General features: G+C 66.2%; 14 protein-coding genes. 5 read left to right on the top strand and 9 right to left on the bottom strand.

The window, feature by feature from the left end; all coding sequences use genetic code 11:
* The first annotated feature begins 25 nt into the window (after positions 1 to 25).
* From GTV32_RS20945 to GTV32_RS20935, 3 genes are all read left to right on the top strand, one after another.
* Positions 26 to 1,480 carry an aldehyde dehydrogenase gene (locus GTV32_RS20945; RefSeq protein ID WP_161061947.1) on the top strand — a complete coding sequence of 485 codons (1,455 nt, stop codon included), beginning with the start codon at positions 26 to 28 and terminating at the stop codon, positions 1,478 to 1,480.
* Between the two features lie 44 nt (positions 1,481 to 1,524).
* Complete coding sequence (locus GTV32_RS20940) at positions 1,525 to 2,322, top strand: maleylpyruvate isomerase N-terminal domain-containing protein (RefSeq protein ID WP_161061946.1); 798 nt, start codon at positions 1,525 to 1,527, stop codon at positions 2,320 to 2,322.
* Between the two features lie 78 nt (positions 2,323 to 2,400).
* On the top strand, positions 2,401 to 3,237 hold the full coding sequence (locus GTV32_RS20935; protein ID WP_161061945.1) for an SDR family oxidoreductase: 837 nt from the start codon (positions 2,401 to 2,403) through the stop codon (positions 3,235 to 3,237).
* 21 nt (positions 3,238 to 3,258) lie between these two features.
* On the opposite strand, the gene GTV32_RS20930 is transcribed toward GTV32_RS20935, so the two are convergent.
* The 6 genes from GTV32_RS20930 to GTV32_RS20905 form a co-directional block, all read right to left on the bottom strand.
* Positions 3,259 to 4,227: an alpha/beta fold hydrolase gene (locus tag GTV32_RS20930; RefSeq protein WP_161061944.1), complete on the bottom strand. Its 969-nt coding sequence runs from the start codon at positions 4,225 to 4,227 to the stop codon at positions 3,259 to 3,261.
* The gene (locus tag GTV32_RS20925) at positions 4,227 to 5,363 is read right to left on the bottom strand and encodes a DNA polymerase IV (protein ID WP_161061943.1); all 1,137 of its coding nucleotides are present in this window, start codon (positions 5,361 to 5,363) and stop codon (positions 4,227 to 4,229) included. Before GTV32_RS20925 ends, GTV32_RS20930 begins: the two co-directional genes overlap by 1 nt.
* A gap of 144 nt (positions 5,364 to 5,507) precedes the next feature.
* A complete protein-coding gene (locus GTV32_RS20920; RefSeq protein ID WP_237421976.1) occupies positions 5,508 to 6,647 on the bottom strand; it encodes an alpha/beta fold hydrolase in 1,140 nt (379 codons plus the stop codon).
* A gap of 195 nt (positions 6,648 to 6,842) precedes the next feature.
* Positions 6,843 to 7,571: a hypothetical protein gene (locus GTV32_RS20915; RefSeq protein ID WP_161061942.1), complete on the bottom strand. Its 729-nt coding sequence runs from the start codon at positions 7,569 to 7,571 to the stop codon at positions 6,843 to 6,845.
* Positions 7,572 to 7,884: 313 nt separating this feature from the next.
* Positions 7,885 to 8,700, bottom strand: a complete 816-nt coding sequence (locus GTV32_RS20910; RefSeq protein WP_161061941.1) for a carbon-nitrogen hydrolase family protein — start codon at positions 8,698 to 8,700, stop codon at positions 7,885 to 7,887.
* 4 nt (positions 8,701 to 8,704) lie between these two features.
* Positions 8,705 to 10,366 carry an NAD(P)/FAD-dependent oxidoreductase gene (locus GTV32_RS20905; protein WP_161061940.1) on the bottom strand — a complete coding sequence of 554 codons (1,662 nt, stop codon included), beginning with the start codon at positions 10,364 to 10,366 and terminating at the stop codon, positions 8,705 to 8,707.
* A gap of 158 nt (positions 10,367 to 10,524) precedes the next feature.
* On the opposite strand from GTV32_RS20905, the gene GTV32_RS20900 reads away from it, so the two are divergent.
* Positions 10,525 to 10,890: a VOC family protein gene (locus GTV32_RS20900; protein WP_161061939.1), complete on the top strand. Its 366-nt coding sequence runs from the start codon at positions 10,525 to 10,527 to the stop codon at positions 10,888 to 10,890.
* A gap of 25 nt (positions 10,891 to 10,915) precedes the next feature.
* Here the strand turns inward: GTV32_RS20900 and GTV32_RS20895 are convergent, their stop codons facing one another.
* Both GTV32_RS20895 and GTV32_RS20890 read right to left on the bottom strand, forming a co-directional pair.
* Positions 10,916 to 11,707: a hypothetical protein gene (locus tag GTV32_RS20895; RefSeq protein ID WP_161061938.1), complete on the bottom strand. Its 792-nt coding sequence runs from the start codon at positions 11,705 to 11,707 to the stop codon at positions 10,916 to 10,918.
* Between the two features lie 58 nt (positions 11,708 to 11,765).
* Positions 11,766 to 13,220: an MFS transporter gene (locus GTV32_RS20890; protein WP_161061937.1), complete on the bottom strand. Its 1,455-nt coding sequence runs from the start codon at positions 13,218 to 13,220 to the stop codon at positions 11,766 to 11,768.
* Positions 13,221 to 13,331: 111 nt separating this feature from the next.
* On the opposite strand from GTV32_RS20890, the gene GTV32_RS20885 reads away from it, so the two are divergent.
* A complete protein-coding gene (locus tag GTV32_RS20885) occupies positions 13,332 to 14,030 on the top strand; it encodes a TetR/AcrR family transcriptional regulator (RefSeq protein WP_161061936.1) in 699 nt (232 codons plus the stop codon).
* Positions 14,031 to 14,162: 132 nt separating this feature from the next.
* Here GTV32_RS20885 and GTV32_RS20880 read toward each other — a convergent pair whose 3' ends face one another.
* Complete coding sequence (locus tag GTV32_RS20880) at positions 14,163 to 18,119, bottom strand: DNA-directed RNA polymerase subunit beta' (RefSeq protein WP_161061935.1); 3,957 nt, start codon at positions 18,117 to 18,119, stop codon at positions 14,163 to 14,165.
* Positions 18,120 to 18,158 lie beyond the last annotated feature (39 nt).

The following is an 18,158-nucleotide window of genomic DNA, read 5'->3' as shown; positions in this document are numbered from 1 at the left end:
GCCGACACACGATGAGGAGTCTCCGATGACCACAATCGAATCCGTACGCACGTCGTTCTTCATCAACGGTGGGTGGCACGCACCGTCGGGATCGTCGACCCTGCCGGTGATCTCACCGCTGACCGAAGAGCAGATCGGCTCGGTGCCCGCCGCCACCACCTCGGACGTGGACGCGGCGGTCGACGCCGCCCGAACGGCCCGCCGCCTGCCGGAGTGGCGGGACATCTCCCCCGCCGAGCGCGCCGCACATCTCCGCCGCTTCGCCGACGCACTCGAGGACCGTGCCGAGGACCGCGCACGCGCCGTCACGTCGGAGAACGGGATGCCGATCGGGCTCGCCCGCTTCGCCGAAGGCGCCGCCCCCGTTCAACTCCTGCGCTACTACGCCGACCTCATCGAATCCACTCCCGTCGAGGAGCGACGCACCAGCCAACCGCTGCCGGGCACCACGGTGGTGCGGCGCGAACCGATCGGCGTCGTCGCGGCGATCGCCCCATGGAACTTCCCGGCCGTGTTGTCGATGTTCAAGATCGCCCCGGCGCTGGCCGCCGGATGCACGGTGGTCCTGAAGCCGTCGCCGGAGACGAGCCTCGATTCCTACATCCTGGCCGAGGCCGCAGTCGCGGCCGGGCTGCCCGACGGCGTTCTCAACATCGTCAACGGCGGCAGTGACATCGGGCAATATCTCGTGGCACATCCGCACGTGGACAAGGTCGCGTTCACCGGTTCCACCGCGGCCGGCCGCGAGATCGGCAAGGTCTGCGGAGAGCTGATACGTCCGGTGACCCTCGAACTCGGCGGGAAGTCGGCGGCCCTCGTGCTCGACGACGCAGACCTCGAACAGACGGTCACCGGCCTGGCCACCGCGTCGCTGCTCAACACCGGCCAGACCTGTTACATGTCGACTCGAATCCTGGTCCCCGCCAACCGTTACGACACCTATCTCGAGGCGATCAGCGCGATGTCGGCCGGTCTGCCGATCGGCGATCCGATGGACGAGAGCGTCGCGATCGGCCCGCTCGCCAGTGCACGACACCGGGACCGGGTGCTCTCGATGATCGCCCGCGCCCGCGACGAGGGCGGAACCATCACCACCGGTGGCGGCACACCCGCCGCCGTCGACCGCGGGTTCTTCGTGGAGCCGACGGTGTTCGGCGGGGTCGACAACTCGGCGACCATCGCGCGCGAGGAGGTCTTCGGACCGGTCCTCACCGTCCTGCGCTACGACGACCTCGACGACGCGATCGCACTCGCGAACGACTCCGCCTACGGGCTCGGCGGCACGGTGTGGACATCGGATCCCGACCGGGGCGTGGATGTCGCACGCCAGATCGAGACCGGTTCCTTCGGCGTCAACTACTTCAACCTCGATTGGAACTCACCCTTCGGGGGCGTCAAGGCGAGCGGCATCGGCCGCGAACTCGGCCCGGAGGGGCTGGCCGCCTACCAGAACCTCAAGTCCATCTTCTTGCCCGGCTGAACCCGGCGACCCCACCCACCCTGTACTGACGGAGGCGAACAACCATGTCCGATGCCGGAGTCACCGCGGCCACCGCGCTGGTGAACGACACCCTCACACTGCTGGACCGACTCGAGCCCGCCGATTGGGCGGCCGACAGTGCCTGCCACGCTTGGCGCGTCCACGATGTGATCACCCACATGGGCTTCTTCTTCAATTTCATCGCTGATCCGACCCTGGTGTTGCCAGACAATCCGAGCGGCAAGGCGGAGAGGCTCAACGACGCCGCGGTGCGGGAGCGCGCGGACTGGTCGGTGCAGCAGGCGACCGACTATTACCGGGCCCAGTCCGAAGCAGGCCTCGCCGCTCTCGCGGCGCTGCAACACGAGGACCTGCGGGACGTCCCGCTGGACATGCAGGACCTGGGTATCTACCGGATGAGTCAGCTCAGCGATGCCGTCGCCTTCGACCACCTGACCCACCTCACCTCCGACCTCCTCGAGCCGTACGGCCCGGTGTCGAGCGTGCCGATCTCGGTGGCTGCCGCCATCGATCCCGCGATCGACTGGATGATGTCCGGTCTGCCCCAGATGAACGGGGCAGCACTACATCCGACTCTCGTCGCCCCGATCGGTCTCCGCCTGACCGGGGCCACCGACCGGACCTTCGTCATCGCACGCGGCGCCGACCCGTCGTCGGTCACGGTCTCCGAGACCGACGACCTGCCCGACGATGTGGCGACATCGTCGGCCACCGACTTCCTGCGGTGGGGAACCACCCGAACCTCGTGGCGTTCGGCGGTCGTCACCGAGGGCGATCGCGCGCGGATCAGCGCAGTCCTCGATGCCGTCGACATCGTCTGATCCCCGCCGGCAACTGTCACCCTCCCCCGACATCTCGCGAATTAACCTTCCGAAGATCCCGAACGAACGGAGCACTCCATGTCCGAATACCTGAAGGACAAGGTCATCGTCATCACCGGCGCCGCAAGCGGCTTCGGGAAACTCATAGCCGAGAAGTGTGCTGCCGGAGGTGCTCACGTGGTGGGCGTCGACGTCGACGGCGCCGGTCTCGCATCCGTGGTCGACGGCATCCGCGCCGCCGGCGGCTCGGCGAACGCACAGGTCGCCGACGTCACCGACTTCGAGCAGGTGCGGGCCGCGGCGCAGGCGGCAGTCGACGAGTTCGGCGCCATCGACGTGCTGGTGAACAACGCAGGTGTGATGCCACTGGCCTACTTCGCCGACCACGAGCGCGCGCTGCCGAAGTGGCACAAGGCCATCGACATCAACATCAAGGGTGTGGTCAACGGGATCTCGGCAGTCTATGACCAGATGATGACGCAGGGCCGCGGACAGGTCGTCAACATCTCGTCGATCTACGGCAACGCGGGCATCGAGGGTTCCGGGGTCTACAGCGCCACCAAGGCGGCCGTCACCACCTTGTCGGACTCACTACGTATCGAGGCCAAGGGCAAGATCAAGGTCACCACCGTGAAGCCGACCGGTGTCACCGGCACCAACCTGGCATCCTGGATCGTGAACGAGGCAGCCATCGCGGGTCTCGTCGGACAGCGCGCAGTTCCCTTCGGCGAACACATGACCGCGCTGCTCGACGACGATCTGTCGGAGGAACTGACCGACGTCAACTCGATCCAGTACTGGCTCATCAAGCCGGACGACCTCGCGGCGGCCGTCGTCCACGTGATCGATCAGCCGTGGGGAATCAGTCTCAGCGACATCACCGTTCGCGCCAGCGGTGAGGACTATCTGTACTGACGCCCGATCCTGTCCCGCCGTTCACGCACCGGTGTACGGCGGGACGGCCACGCACGGCACCGGATGCGGATGTGCCGGATCGAGTGCGTTGAGGACGAACCCGGCCGAACGCCGATTCGCGACGATCGAGAGATGGTCCGAATGGTCGAGTGGACAGCCCTGCTGCACAACGATGTTCACCACATCCGTACCGGGCGGGCCGGGAAGCAGCCCGTTGCGGTAGGGAGTCACGATCTCGTCGTCTCGAGTGGTGATGTTGGTGTAGCGAACACCCGGCAGATATGGGGTGCCCCGACGCACCGCCTGGTTGAAGTCGGTATCGGATGGACGCGCCGTGCAACCCGCGCACTGCGATGGGGTCAGCGGCGGGATGCCGAGCCGCCGCTGCACCAGGGCCACCAGCTCACTTCGGGTGTCGTCCTCGTCAGGACCCTGCCGCCAGTACGGGGCCAACGACACATAGTTGCCGACCAGGCCCCGCCCGCCGAGGTATTTCATCCAGTACGTGGGGATCTCGGTGCCGAGTGAATGACCGACGATGTCGACTTGCGACGCTCCCGTACCGGCCAGAACCCGGTCGACGAACGTCTTGAGTTGCCAGGCGCCGTCTTCCTTGACGCCGAGGCCACCCAACGCCGACAGCGGCCACACCGGCGACAACGCCCCGTAGGTCGGGGCGAACACGCAATAGCCGGCGTTCGCGAGAACCGGTGCCAGAGTTCCCCAATTGGTCTGGCGCCCACCACCGCTACCGTGCACGAGCACGACCGGACGCGGATGTGCGGGCGAAGGGCGGCACCGGAAATCGTTGGTCCCCGGCAGCGACCCTCCCGGGTGGCGCAACTCCGCGTCGATCCCGGCCAGGAAGCTGTAACTCACCGGGAGCGGCGTCGACGGTCGGGCACCGGCCGCGCCGGCTCCGGCAAGTCCCACGATCGCGGCCAGCGCCATTCCCAGCGCGACCCACCTCGCTCCTCGTCTTACTCGCATCAGTCCCCCTCCGTGGCCGCATCGCCGTCGGCGTCGTCGGTGACCAGATCCAGCCGCACGCCGAGCAGCCGAACAGGTCGATCCCGTTCGAAGCCATCGAGCAACGCGACCACGACCGGTTCGATCTGGTCGTACACCGTGGTCGGCGCGGGCAACTTTCGAGACTTGGTCCGGGTGAAGAACGTCGACGTCCGCAGCGTAACCGCAACCCGGAACACCACCCGCTCCTGCGCCAGAACCTGATCGAGGACGTCGCGCGCCAGCGCCTGCGCGGCGCGACGCATCTCCTCCTGGTCGACCAGATCGACCGGGAAGGTCCGCGACTTCGAATGCGATCGCGCGAGCCATGGTTCCTCGGTGATCGTCGAATCACCACCACCGCGACACAGCACATAGAGCCAGTTGCCCTGGTGGGGACCGAAAGTCTCGATCAGTTCCTCGCGCGGGGTCGCGATGAGCTGGTTCACCGTGTCGACGCCCCGGGCGGAGAGTTTCGCGGCGGTCTTCGGACCGACACTCCACAGATCGCGACACGGCTTGTCACCCATCACCGTCAGCCAGTTCCGCGAATCCAGCAGGAACACCTTGTCGTCTGCGGACTTCTTGGCGAAGCCGGTGGCCATCTTCGCGCGCTGCTTGTTGTCACTGACACCGATCGAACACGCCAGTCCGTTCCGGGCCAGGACGGCCGCCCGGATCTCGTGCGCGGTCTGGCGGATGCGCGCGTCGTCGACCTCGGGCCCGGCGGCGTCGACGCCGCCGTCGTGCGGGATCGGATTCACCCCGACGTATGCCTCGTCCCATCCCCACACCTCGACCGGATGGCCGAAGCTTCGCAAGACCGCCATCACCTCGCCCGACGCCACGTCGTAGGCGGGGACGTCCAACGGCAGATAGACCGCGCCGGGAAGCTTGCGATATGCGGCGCGCAGCGGCATCCCGGCCCGGACGCCCACGTCCCGCGCCTCATACGACGCACAGGTCACCACTTTTCGCGCCTCGGTGGGATCGCCGTTGCCACCGACGATCACCGCGACGTCGACGAGCTCCGGGCTCCGCAACCGCTCGACCGAGACCTGGAACTGATCGAGGTCCACGTGGAGCAGCCAGCGAAACCGCCGTGCAGTGTCAGCCACGGTCTCAGCGTACGACGCCCGGCCACTCCGGCGGACCCACCGTGATTTTCGGGTCGGACCGGCTGTCGGTGGCAAGGCAACCGACAGCCGAGCCCGACCCGACCCCGCGACGACGCCCTCCCCTGCGTCGACGTCGACAGGACTCTAGAAACTGAAGAACCACGGGCTCGGCCCGCACGCCAATCGTGCGAATCGTTCGGGATCGAGCGCACGAAGGGCGATCGACATGGCCCGCGGCGAATAGGACATCGACAGGTGGTCGGATGTGTCCTGTTCGCAACCATCCTGCAGCACAATGTTGTTCACACCCGGACGACGGATGAACGTGAGATCGAACGGTGTGGTCACCTCGTCGTATCGTGAACCGACGATGGTGTAGTCGACACCCGGGAACACCAGCTTCGACCGATTGAGATTCTTGATGAACGGCGAATCGACGGTCTGCTGGATTCCCGAGCGACCGACCAAGAGCTCGGTGACACCGAGGACGTTGAATGCGGGTCCGAGATTGTTGATCCCGCGGCCGAGCGCGCCGATTCCGAGCAGTGTGGTGCCCTTGTGGGTGGCCCCGTAGGTGATGAGCTTGCCGATCTTGGAACGCTCGGGGTGGTCGTAGTCGGCGCCGCCGCCGAACTTCATCCATTGACGCACCATCAGGCCGCCCTGCGAATGTCCGATGACGTCAACCTTTTTCGCGCCTGTCGCCTTCAGGACACGATCGACGTAGTCGCCGAACTGCGCCGCCGAGTACTCGATCGCGACCTCACCGTTGGTGCCCGGCAGGACCACACCGAGGCCACCACCGTTGAGGAGATCGGTGCGCCCGTAATTCGGCGCGAACACGCAGTAGCCCGCCTTTTTCAGGACCGGCGCGAAGGCCGCCCAGTTGTTGTAGGCATTCTCCCAGGTCCCGTGCGCGAGCACGACGGGACGTTGCCCGGCCTTCGGCTTGCAGTTCCAGTCGTTGGCACCCGGCGGTGCGACGTTCGGATGGAACTGCGAGTACACGAACGCGGACCAGAACCCGCGCTGCACCGGTCCGACGCCCACGGTGTCGACGATCGGACCGAGCGGACGGGTGGCGACGTCGCGGCGCAGACCGTTGACCGCTCGCGGGGAGCCCGGGGTGGCGTGCGCGTTGATGTAGTCGGTGAGTTCCTGCGCGCGGGCGATCTCGGCGGGAGTCGGCGTCGCAACGGCGGCCGCCCCGCTCTCCGACGGCTGCGCCGACACCGACGGTGCCACGCTCGCGCCGACCGCCATGGTGGTTGCCACCGCGATCATCAGCGCCGCGAGCCGCCCAAATGTCCCACCCCGCCCAACACCGACCACGGCCAACATCCCCTCTGACGTGCTATTACTGCAGCTCACGACGGTTACCCTCGAGTAGGTTACCGATGCGTAAGCTACCGTAAGGTAAGTCACTCTCCGTTGTCCAGTGATCCGAGCCACTTTCTGGCCGTGAAGTGACCCGGAGCGTCACCTCCGGGCCGAGATCCGAATCTCCCGCAGGTCGAGTCCGACGCCTCGGCATGCCTCGCGCAAAGCATCGGGGTTGTAGACGAGCAACGAGGACGCGGAGGTGTCGCGCCTGCCGCCGGACTGCACGGACCAACGGCCGGCATCGGGATCGGAGAAGAAGACACTGGCTTTGCTGACATAGATCGACAGGAGCTGGCGGGCGTTCGCACCGAGGCAGGGCAGGGCATCGCTCAGCACGCGCCGCAGCAGCGCCCTGTCGTCGTGCAACGGCCGCGGCCGCAGGTGTAGCGCCCGCGATGCGGTACGACAGTCGGTCGGGTCCGTCAACGCATGGACGGCGACAAAGGCGAACGCGATCCGGACCACCGCCAGCCCATCCGGGTCGGCCGACCACCTCGGGTACGCAGCGATCGACTGTATCGCACGGACCGGCAGGGCTCCCGGAATATGCGCAAGATGCTGTGGACCACAGCCGTTTTCACTCAGCGCCTCGGTGACCATCTCCTTGAGGATGCTCACGCGCTGAGCGTGCTTGCGCAGCATGCCGGACAACGCTATCGAGGATTCGAAGCTCAACGCGAACCGTTGAGGCGCATCGAGGACCGCGTCGAGGCCGGGAATGACGACCAACTCCATGATCTCGACCGCTTCGAGAAGCTCCAATGGCCGCCGGATCGCATCGTCGGGCATGCCGCGCAGGCGGATGGTACTGAGCGTGTCGGGCACAGGTCCCCCTTGTGGTGGTTCTTCGGATATTCCGCACGACCCCGCCCCGACACGTGGGTGCATGACGACCGAATCTGCCGGCTTGCCGACCGGCATCGGATTGTGAATGACTTGTCGAAACCTCTTGTCGGAGATGACACCTCGGTCCGGTTACGCGACCGGATGCGGTCGCCGGCAGAGGTGGAGACCGACCCCCAGCGCCCTTACTGTTCGGTAACTTTCGGACGCGTAACGTTACCGTAGGGTACGGAGGCCGCAGTGTCCAGAGGCAAATCCCGTCATTGCCTGGGACTTCCGGCGATCGAACGTTCGGTCACAGCCATCCACGCCGGTACAGATCCGGGCGACGGTCGGCGAGATACGGGTAGCGCAGCCGCGACCGCGCGAGCGTCGAACGGTCCAGATCGGCGACGACGAGGTCTGGTTCGCGGCCGGCCTCGACACGTACCTCACCCGTCGGAGCGACGATCTCGCTGCGCCCGCCGTAGACCAGATCTCCTTCCCTGCCACAGTAATTCGCGTACGCGACGAACACCTGGTTCTCCAGCGCACGTGCGCGGAGGAGCACGTCCTGCACGGCGTCGTATTCGATCATGTTCGCGGTGGGCACGCACACGGCATCGGCCCCGCGGACCGCAAGTGACCGGACCAGCTCCGGGAACTCGACCTCGTAACAGGTCAGCAGACCGAGACGCCATCCACCGACATCGACAACCGGGGGTACGGTCGCGCCAGGTGTGACCATGCCGCGGTCGAGGTCGCCGAACAGGTGGGTCTTGTGGTGCGTGGCGACCGGGGTGCCGGATCGGTCGACACACCGGATGGCGTTGTAGACCAGCCCCTCCCGCCCCCGCTCCGCACATCCGTACAGAACGCCGACCCGGTGGTGCCGCGCCATTGATCTGACCTGCTCGGCGATCGCCCCGCCCGGCGGATCCGCGAGATGGCGCGCCGCCTCGGCGTCGAGGGAATATCCGGAGACGACCATCTCGGGCGTGACCAGGAGGTCGACCGATCGACGTGCCGACTCCTCGAGCGCCGCGTCGAGCCGCGCCATGTTTCCCGGGACGTCGCCGGTTCGGGATTCACACTGCCAGAGCGCTATTCGGAGGTCCTTCGTGAGCCCCATCGTGTCACAGCCCGATGTCGATCGGACCGAGTTCGTCGTAGCGATCGCCGGGACCGGGATTGTCCGGGTGCGACGATCCGCCGAAATGCCTGATCACACCCCACACCGCGTTGAGCGCTGTCTGCACGGCCCCCTCCACCCAGGCGGGCATGAACGACACGTCGTCGCCTGCGATGAAGATGCCTCGCTCGGCGACGGGCAACTGATCCTGCCGGTGGAAATGCCCGTACATGCGCGTGTTGTACCGATAGTGGCCGGGCAACGCTCCCTTGAATGCACCCAGGAAGTGCGGTTCGGCCTCCCAGGACACGGTCAATGGCCGTCCCACGATGTGCGCGGCGATGTCGACCTCGGGGTAGATCTTGCGTAACGCGTCCAGCGCCAACGAAACGCGCCGGTCGACGGGGTGTGGCAACACCTTCAGGGCGTCACTCATCCACGTGTAGCTCAGGCAGATGACGCCCGGACGGTCGGGACCGTTGTCGAACAGGTAGGTACCGCGCGTGAGACGGTCGGTCAACGTCATGCTCATCGTGTCGCGGCCTGTCGCCGGGTTGCGGTCGGTCCAGAACGGCCGGTCGACCATCACGAACGTCTTCGACGACTGCATGTATCGCGTGCGATCCAGCGCCATCCACAGGTCCTGTCCGAACAGGCTTTCGTCGCACTCGATCTCGGTGGAGAGCAGCCATGCCTGACAGGTGGCGACCACCGCGGCGAATTCCCGCGAATCACCCCAGTGGTCGACGACCTCGATTCGGTCGGGGCCGAGACGTCGGATCGCGGATACACCGGCCCGCGGAACTCCGCTGTGCAGCGACGACAGGCTGGTACCGACCGGCCAGTGACGGATGTCGACGGGGCTGTCGGACCACAGTTTGCGCGGAACCTGCTCGGCTCCGCCGACGATGAGATACTGCTCGGTGTCGCAGTTGGTCACCACCACTCGAAGGATCTCCAACATCGAATTTGCGAAGTCGGAATCCCAACCGCCGGTGCCGAATCCGACCTGACCGAACAGCTCCCGATGACGGAATGAGAGCGACCCGAACTCGTCGGAGGTCGCCAGGAAGTCGTAGAAGCTGCGGTCGTCCCAGTCGATGACGAGCCGGTTCCACAGTGCCTTGAGTCTCGGGACGTCCCGTTCCCTGATCGCGCGTTGCAGAGCGGAGAACCCGGCGACCCGTTCCAGCGCACTGTCCCAGGCGTTCTCGATCTCGGTGTAGATCGGCGGCAGGTCGTCGAGAGTGCGTGCGTAGAGCGTCTCTCCCCCGAGGTCGATGACGGTGCTCCCGGCCGCCGAGGTGAGCGGGTTCGGAAATGGGCGGCTGCGCAGGCCGAAGGTGTCGACGTAGTGGAAGAACGTCGACGACGACGCCGGGAAGCGCATGCCGCCGAGCTCGGCGACCTCCGGCGCCCCCGGCACGAAGTGCTCCGACCGGAGGCGGCCGCCGATCCGCTCGGGCTCGTAGACCACCGGGCGCAACCCGACTTTCATCAACTCGTACGCGGCGACCATCCCCGCCATCCCCGCACCGACGACCGCGACCTCGGCACCGAGAGCATCGGCGGGCACCGAGCCGATGCCGGCGGGATGAGTGATCCAGTCGTCGTGGGCGAACGGGAAGTCGGGACCGAAAATGGTCACGTGCCGGTCGGGCTGCACCGTCCCAGCGTATGGCCCGGATCCACCGCGCGCGCGACACATCGGGTTGTGACGCGCCGAGCCATGTGCGCAATGAGGACGCCAGATGTCCGCTATCCATAGGAGACTCATGGGTATCGGAGCTCGACCCACGCACCATCACACAGGAGAGGCACATCATGGACTGGACACTCGAGGTTGCGTTTCTGCCCGTCACCGATGTCGACCGGGCGAAGGAGTTCTACACGCGAATCGGTTTCAATCCCGACCACGACCAGTCCCCGACCGACGACATCCGGTTCGTCCAGATGACGCCGCCCGGGTCGAACTGCTCGATCGCGTTCGGAAAGGGCATCGTCGACGCCGCACCGCCGAATGCCGGGACCCTGATGCTCTGTGTATCCGACATCGACGCCGCGCGTAAGCACCTGATCGACGCCGGAGTCGATGCCAGCGAGGTCGACATCCAGGCATGGGGTCACTTCGTGTACTTCGACGATCCGGACGGGAACCATTGGAACGTGCAGTACCTGCCCTACCGGTAGGCGGGCTGCCGGTGCCTCCGCCTGGTCACACCGCGTTGGCACGGACGCTGTTGAGCACCTTGAGCATCGTCTCGCGATACGCCGGATCTCCGGTCAGGACCGCGAAGGCGATGATCGAGGGCGCAGCGCGTCCGCCGGGCGCGTATACGTAGCGCATCCCGACCCGGGTCCTCGTCACGTTCGTCCCGACCATCGGACCGGTCACATCGGCGAAGGTGGTCTGCGCATCGATCGGGCGCCAGTCCCGCGGATCGATGTACATCTTGTCGCCCACCTCGAGGACCTCCGCCGGTGTGCACACCGCGGCGCACTGCTGGTAGCCGATACGCCCGCCGACACGGCTGTCGCCGGTGGCCTCGAAACAGGTGTAGCCGCCGGTCGTCTGGACGGTCGACTTCGTCGAGTAGATACAGTCCCAATGAGCAGGGAAGGCGAACCCGAACGGCAGCCGCTTCGGTCCGACCTCGTAGGGCCGGTCGGCCACACTGAAGTTCGCGCCCGCCACCGGGCCCGGACGGCCGTCGATGGCGGCCAGGGTCGGCGCCGGGGCCTCGGTGGACGACGAACTCGGCGACGACACGCTCGACGCGGACCCACTGGGGACCAGGGCGTCCGACGCCGCGGCATGGCGCGGCAGGTCCACCCTGGAGAGCAGCGCGACGATCCCGGCCAACAGCAACACCACCACCAGGATCCCGATGCCGAGGACCGTGAGCGCGGGCGCCGAGCTGCCGGCCCCGCCCAGCGGCGGTTCGGCCATGAGCCGCTCGTCGTCGAACTCGTCAATCGGCACGAAATCGTCGTCGCTGCCGCTCATCGGTTTCCCCTCTCGGCCGCCCCCGATCGGCCGCCTGCCGAGCAGCATAGCGGTCGCGTCAGTGCGGTTCTTCGGTCGAACGCGAATCGGTCAGCGTCAATGCACCCCAGCCGGCGATCAGACCGACGACCACGGCCAACACGGCGTAGGTGATCCGTTCACCTTGGAAGAACGACGTCACGAGGTCGCTGCTCCACACCCCGGCGGGCAGACTCGCGGTCACCAGCGCGGCGATGAAGGTCCCGACGACGGCGGTCCCGATACTCGTGCCAACCTCCTGCGCGGTGTCGTTGAGCGCCGTGCCGATCGAGGTCCGGTTCTCGGGCATCGCGTCGACGAGGGCGACCGCGCAGATCGTCATGACCGTCCGCAGACCGACGGTCATGATGACCATGAAGACCGCGATGGCCAGGTAGCCGTGGTCGACTCCCCAGGCGAGACCGGCCAGCGAGATGGCCAGCAGTGCGGCGCCGACGAGGCACGCGATCCGATGGCCGAACTTCTTGGCCAACCCCTCCGAGATCGGGGTCGCGGCGATCATCGTGATGATCATCGGCAGATTCGCCAATCCGGCCTTCACCGGACTCCACCCGTAGGCGTACTGGAAGTGCAGGATCAGGCCGAACATGACGCCGGCCATGGCGATCGAGGTGCCGATCTGGGCGATCGCGGCACCACGCACCGTGCCCGTCCGGAACACTTTCAGATCCAGCATCGGCTGGCTCGCCCGACGCTCATGCCAGACGAAGGCGACCAGCGCGAGGACCGCGCCGAGCACACAGCCGAGCGTGGCGAGCGAGGCCCAGCCGTGCTCCACCCCGCTGGTCAGCGAGTAGCACGCCAGACCGATCGTGGCGATGCTCAGGACGGCGCCGGGGAGGTCGAGGCGGTCGCCGGTCAGATCCTCGGGACGGTCGGCGGCCACCCCGAGTCGAACCCCGACCCAGGCGATGAGTGCGATCGGCGCATTGACGACGAGCAGCCATTCCCACCCGACGTGGGCCAGCGCGGTGCCGCCGAGCAGCGGCCCCAGGATGAAACCACTCATGCCCACGACGATCATGATCGTCATCGCACGCATGCGCAGGTCTTGGGCATCGAAGAGCCGGAACACCAGCGAATTGGTGATCGGCGCCATCGCGGCGGCAGCCACTCCGAGGGCCGCCCGTAGTGCGATCAGCTGCCCGGCCGAGTTGACCGCGACGACCAGCAGACTGATCAGGCCGAACGCCGCGAGACCGACGAGCAGCACGCGGCGCCTGCCCAGTCGGTCGGCGGCCGAACCGGCGGTGAGCAATAGCCCGCCGAACGTGAGTGAGTATGCACCGGTCACCCATTGCAGTGCGGTGGTACCGCTACCGAGGTCGCGACCGATCGTCGGCAGGGCGATGGTGAGCAGCGTGTTGTCGACCATCTCCACGAAGAAGGCCAGACACAGTGCAGTGAGCGGAATCCACGCGGCACGCAGAGATCCGTAGGTCCGGGACGGAGTCGATTCGGTTACCGAGTTCATCACCACACCTCCTTTCATCGAACGTTGTTCGAGTCTCGAACATGGTTCGAGAATAGAACGTTGTTCGATCCGCCGCAAGGGCGCTCCCGGCGATGTGATGGGATAGACGTCATGGCACCGGAACGACAAGGCACGCGACGTCGCGTCACGCACTCTCTGGACACAGTCATCGAAGCGGCGGTCGGCCTTCTGGACGAGTCCGGCGAATCGGCTCTCACGTTCCGCGCGCTCGCCGCTCGCCTGGGCGGCGGCGTGGGCAGCATCTACTGGTACGTGTCCAACAAGGACGAGCTTCTCGACCGGGCAACCGACCACGTGCTGCAGGGCGTCCTCGCCGACACCGAATCGCTCACCGCTGATGGCGACCCGATCGACAACATCCGGTCGCTCGCGGACGCACTTTTCGCGACCATCGCCGAGCGGCCCTGGTTGGCCGCCTATTTCATGCGCAACACGACGATCCAGGCCAACGGACTGGTCTTCTATGAACGGCTCGGCGAACAGGTGATGCGCTTGGACCTCTCACCGCGACAGAGCTTTCACGCGGTGTCGGCAGTGCTCGGATATGTCATCGGGGTGGCCGCCGACCTCGGCCAGGAACCCCCGTCGGAAGTGCTCGACGGAACCGTTGCGGCCGAGACCTATCTACACGGGATCGCCGACCAGTGGCGGGCGCTCGACCCTGAGCAGTTCCCGTTCATGCACCACATCGTCGACGAGTTCGACAGCCACGAGGACATCGACCAGTTCCGCGCAGGCCTCGAACTGCTGCTCAACGGCATCCGCCTCCAGGCAGAGGCACGACGATAGGTTCTGGCCGAACCTGCAGCTTCTGGCCGCAGTTTCGGCCCCAAGCCGGAACACGAAACCGCGGCCAGAAACCACGGCCAGAAACCACAACGGCCCCCGCACCGAAGTGCGGGGGCCGTCAGGTGCGGCTACCTAGCGGTAGTCGTTGGAGAACCCGTAGTCGTCCAGTGGCACCGCAGCACCGGCGGGCGCACCGAAGGTGCCGTCCGGGCTGTAGTAGGTGTCGTCGTAGGACGGCACCGCGTAGGCCGCGGCACGCGCTTCCTCGGTCGGCTGGACCTGGATGTTGCGGTACCGGTTGATGCCGGTACCGGCCGGGATCAGCTTACCGATGATCACGTTCTCCTTGAGACCGATGAGCTTGTCGCTACGGCTGTTGATGGCCGCATCGGTGAGCACACGAGTGGTCTCCTGGAACGACGCCGCCGACAGCCACGACTCGGTCGCCAGCGATGCCTTGGTGATACCCATCAGCACCGGACGTCCGGCCGCCGGCTCGCCACCCTCGGTGACGACGCGACGGTTCGCGTTCTCGAACTCGGCGCGCTCGGTGAGCGAACCGGGCAGGAACTCGGTGGCACCGGAATCGATGATCGTCACGCGACGCAGCATCTGACGCACGATGGTCTCGATGTGCTTGTCGTGGATCGACACGCCCTGACTCCGGTAGACCTCCTGGACCTCGTTCACCAGATGCACCTGCACCTGACGCGGTCCCATCACGCGCAGCACCTCGTGCGGGTCGGCGGCACCTTCCATGAGCTGCTGCCCGACCTCGACATGATCGCCGTCGGCGAGCAGACGCTCACTGCCGTCTTCGTGCTTGAAGACACGCAGACGCTGACGCTTGGAGATCTTGTCGTACACGACCTCCTCGGAACCGTCGTCGGGAACGATGGTGATCTTGTAGAAACGATCGTCGTCCTCGAGGCGGATGCGTCCGGAGACCTCGGCGATCGGGGCCTTGCCCTTGGGCACGCGGGCCTCGAACAGCTCCTGGACACGCGGGAGACCACCGGTGATGTCCTCGCCGACGCCGCCCTGGTGGAACGTACGCATGGTCAGCTGGGTACCCGGCTCACCGATCGACTGCGCGGCGATGATGCCCACCGCTTCGCCGATGTCGACGAGCTTGCCGGTGGCCATCGAACGGCCGTAGCACATCGCGCACACCCCGGTACCGGTCGTACAGGTCAGCACGGACCGCACCTTGACCTCGGTGATGCCCGCGGCCAGCAGCGCTTCGATGGCCGGGTCGCCCAGGTCGTGACCACGCTCGACGATCACGGCGCCGTTCTCGTCGACCGCGTCGGTCGCCAAGGTACGGGCGTACGTCGAGGTCTCCACGTGGGCGTCGCGGATCAGCGTGCCGTCGGCCTGCTTCTCGGCGATCGTCGTGGTGATGCCACGCTCCGTGCCACAGTCGGTCTCACGCACGATGACGTCCTGGCTCACGTCCACCAGACGACGGGTCAGGTAACCCGAGTCGGCGGTACGAAGCGCGGTGTCGGCCAGACCCTTACGAGCACCGTGGGTGTTGATGAAGTACTCGGCCACGGTCAGGCCCTCGCGGAACGAGGACTTGATCGGACGCGGGATGAACTCACCCTTCGGGTTGGTGACCAGACCCTTCATGCCCGCGAGCGAGCGGATCTGGGTCATGTTGCCCGCCGCACCCGACTTGACGATCATCGGGATCGGGTTGTCATCCGGGTAGTGGGCCTCCATCGCCTGGCCGACCTCTTCGGTGGCCTGCTTCCAGATCTCCACGAGAGCGTCGCGACGCTCTTCCGGGGTGAGGGCACCACGCTGGAACTTGCGCTCCAGGCCGTCGGCCCGCTCCTCGTACTTGTCGAGGATCTCCTTCTTGGCCGGCGGCACCAGCACGTCTGCCATCGACACGGTCACACCGGAACGGGTGGCCCAGTAGAAGCCGACGTCCTTGAGCTTGTCCACCGTCTGCGCCACCACGATCATCGGGTAACGCTCGGCCAGGTCGTTGATGATGACGGCCTGACGCTTCTTCGGCATCTGCTCGTTGACGAACGGGTACTCCACCGGCAGCAACTCGTTGAACAGCACGCGACCCAGGGTGGTCTCGAGCTGCCACGGCTGTCCGTACTTCCAGCCGTCGGGGAACTCCTGCGCCTCGATGTCGGCGGGCGGACGCTGATCGGTCAGCCGCACCTTGATCGCCGACTGCACGGTGAGTGCACCGCGATCGACGGCCATGATGGCCTCGGCCGGGCTGGAGTACACGCCACGCTCGACATCGTCGGTGTCGGCCGCGGTGTACTCGCCTGCCGCACCCTCGGTGAGGGTGGTCAGGTAGTACAGGCCGGTCACCATGTCCAGTCGCGGCATGGCCAGCGGGCGACCCGAGGCCGGCGACAGGATGTTGTTCGACGACAGCATCAGGATGCGCGCCTCTGCCTGCGCCTCCGCCGACAGCGGGAGGTGCACGGCCATCTGGTCACCGTCGAAGTCGGCGTTGAACGCCTCACAGACCAGCGGGTGCAGCTGGATGGCCTTGCCCTCCACCAGCTGCGGCTCGAAGGCCTGGATACCGAGGCGGTGCAGCGTCGGCGCACGGTTCAGCAGCACCGGGTGCTCGGCGATGACCTCTTCGAGGACATCCCACACCGCGGGGCGCTGACGCTCGACCATCCGCTTGGCGGACTTGATGTTCTGCGCCTGGTTCAGGTCGACGAGACGCTTCATCACGAACGGCTTGAACAGCTCGAGAGCCATCAGCTTGGGCAGACCACACTGATGCAGCTTGAGCTGCGGGCCGACGACGATGACCGAACGGCCCGAGTAGTCGACGCGCTTGCCGAGCAGGTTCTGACGGAAACGACCCTGCTTGCCCTTGAGCAGATCGCTCAGGGACTTCAGCGGGCGGTTACCCGGTCCGGTGACCGGGCGTCCACGACGACCGTTGTCGAACAGGGCGTCGACCGACTCCTGCAACATCCGCTTCTCGTTGTTGACGATGATCTCGGGCGCGCCGAGGTCGATCAGTCGCTTGAGGCGGTTGTTGCGGTTGATGACGCGGCGGTACAGATCGTTCAGGTCGGAGGTCGCGAAGCGGCCACCGTCGAGCTGCACCATCGGACGCAGCTCCGGCGGGATCACCGGGACGGCGTCGAGCACCATGCCGAGCGGTGAGTTGCCGGACTGCTGGAACGCCGCGACGACCTTGAGACGCTTGAGCGCACGCAGCTTCTTCTGGCCCTTGCCGCTGCGGATGGTTTCGCGCAGCGAATCGGCCTCGGCATCGATGTCGAAGGTCTCGAGGAGCTTCTTGATCGCCTCGGCACCCATGGCGCCGGCGAAGTACTCACCGAAACGCTCGTCGAGCTGGCGGTAGAGCTTCTCGTCGATGATCAGCTCACCGGGGCTCAGCTTGACGAAGCGGTCCCAGATCTCCTCGAGGTCGTCGAGCGCACGCTGAGCGTGATCGCGCATACGACGCATCTCGCGCTCGGCACCGTCGCGCACCTTGCGGCGCACGTCGGCCTTGGCACCCTCGGCCTCCAGCTCGGCCAGATCCTGCTCGAGCTTCTGCTGACGCTCGTTCAGGTCGACATCGCGCTGATCGGCGATGGCCTTCTTCTCGACCTCGATCTCGGCCTCACGGGTCGAGAGCTCCGCGTGGCGCAGCTCGTCGTCGACCGACGTGATCACATAGGCGGCGAAGTAGATGATCTTCTCGAGATCCTTCGGCGCCAGGTCGAGCAGATAACCGAGACGGCTCGGCACACCCTTGAAGTACCAGATGTGCGTGACCGGGGCGGCCAGCTCGATGTGACCCATGCGCTCACGACGCACCTTGGCGCGGGTCACCTCGACGCCGCAGCGCTCGCAGATGATGCCCTTGAAGCGCACGCGCTTGTACTTGCCGCAGTAGCACTCCCAGTCGCGAGTCGGTCCGAAGATCTTCTCGCAGAACAGGCCGTCCTTCTCCGGCTTGAGCGTGCGGTAGTTGATGGTCTCCGGCTTCTTGACCTCACCGTACGACCAGTTGTGGATGTCGTCGGCCGTGGCCAGGCCGATCTTCAGTTCGTCGAAGTAGTTGACGTCGAGCACTTGTTACCTTTCGAGAGCTCTAATGTCGTAAAGCGGTGA

The organism is Gordonia sp. SID5947 (assembly GCF_009862785.1).
Lineage (GTDB): Bacteria > Actinomycetota > Actinomycetes > Mycobacteriales > Mycobacteriaceae > Gordonia.
This window is presented reverse-complemented; position numbering and strand designations above follow the sequence as displayed.

What these genes read in the sequence shown, in the direction of transcription:
- GTV32_RS20945 (WP_161061947.1), top strand. Translation starts at nt 26, where the DNA reads ATGACCACAATCGAATCCGTACGCACGTCGTTCTTCATCAACGGTGGG.
- GTV32_RS20940 (WP_161061946.1), top strand. Translation starts at nt 1,525, where the DNA reads ATGTCCGATGCCGGAGTCACCGCGGCCACCGCGCTGGTGAACGACACC.
- GTV32_RS20935 (WP_161061945.1), top strand. Translation starts at nt 2,401, where the DNA reads ATGTCCGAATACCTGAAGGACAAGGTCATCGTCATCACCGGCGCCGCA.
- GTV32_RS20930 (WP_161061944.1), bottom strand. Translation starts at nt 4,227, where the DNA reads ATGCGAGTAAGACGAGGAGCGAGGTGGGTCGCGCTGGGAATGGCGCTG.
- GTV32_RS20920 (WP_237421976.1), bottom strand. Translation starts at nt 6,647, where the DNA reads ATGATCGCGGTGGCAACCACCATGGCGGTCGGCGCGAGCGTGGCACCG.
- GTV32_RS20910 (WP_161061941.1), bottom strand. Translation starts at nt 8,700, where the DNA reads ATGGGGCTCACGAAGGACCTCCGAATAGCGCTCTGGCAGTGTGAATCC.
- GTV32_RS20900 (WP_161061939.1), top strand. Translation starts at nt 10,525, where the DNA reads ATGGACTGGACACTCGAGGTTGCGTTTCTGCCCGTCACCGATGTCGAC.
- GTV32_RS20895 (WP_161061938.1), bottom strand. Translation starts at nt 11,707, where the DNA reads ATGAGCGGCAGCGACGACGATTTCGTGCCGATTGACGAGTTCGACGAC.
- GTV32_RS20890 (WP_161061937.1), bottom strand. Translation starts at nt 13,220, where the DNA reads ATGAACTCGGTAACCGAATCGACTCCGTCCCGGACCTACGGATCTCTG.
- GTV32_RS20885 (WP_161061936.1), top strand. Translation starts at nt 13,332, where the DNA reads ATGGCACCGGAACGACAAGGCACGCGACGTCGCGTCACGCACTCTCTG.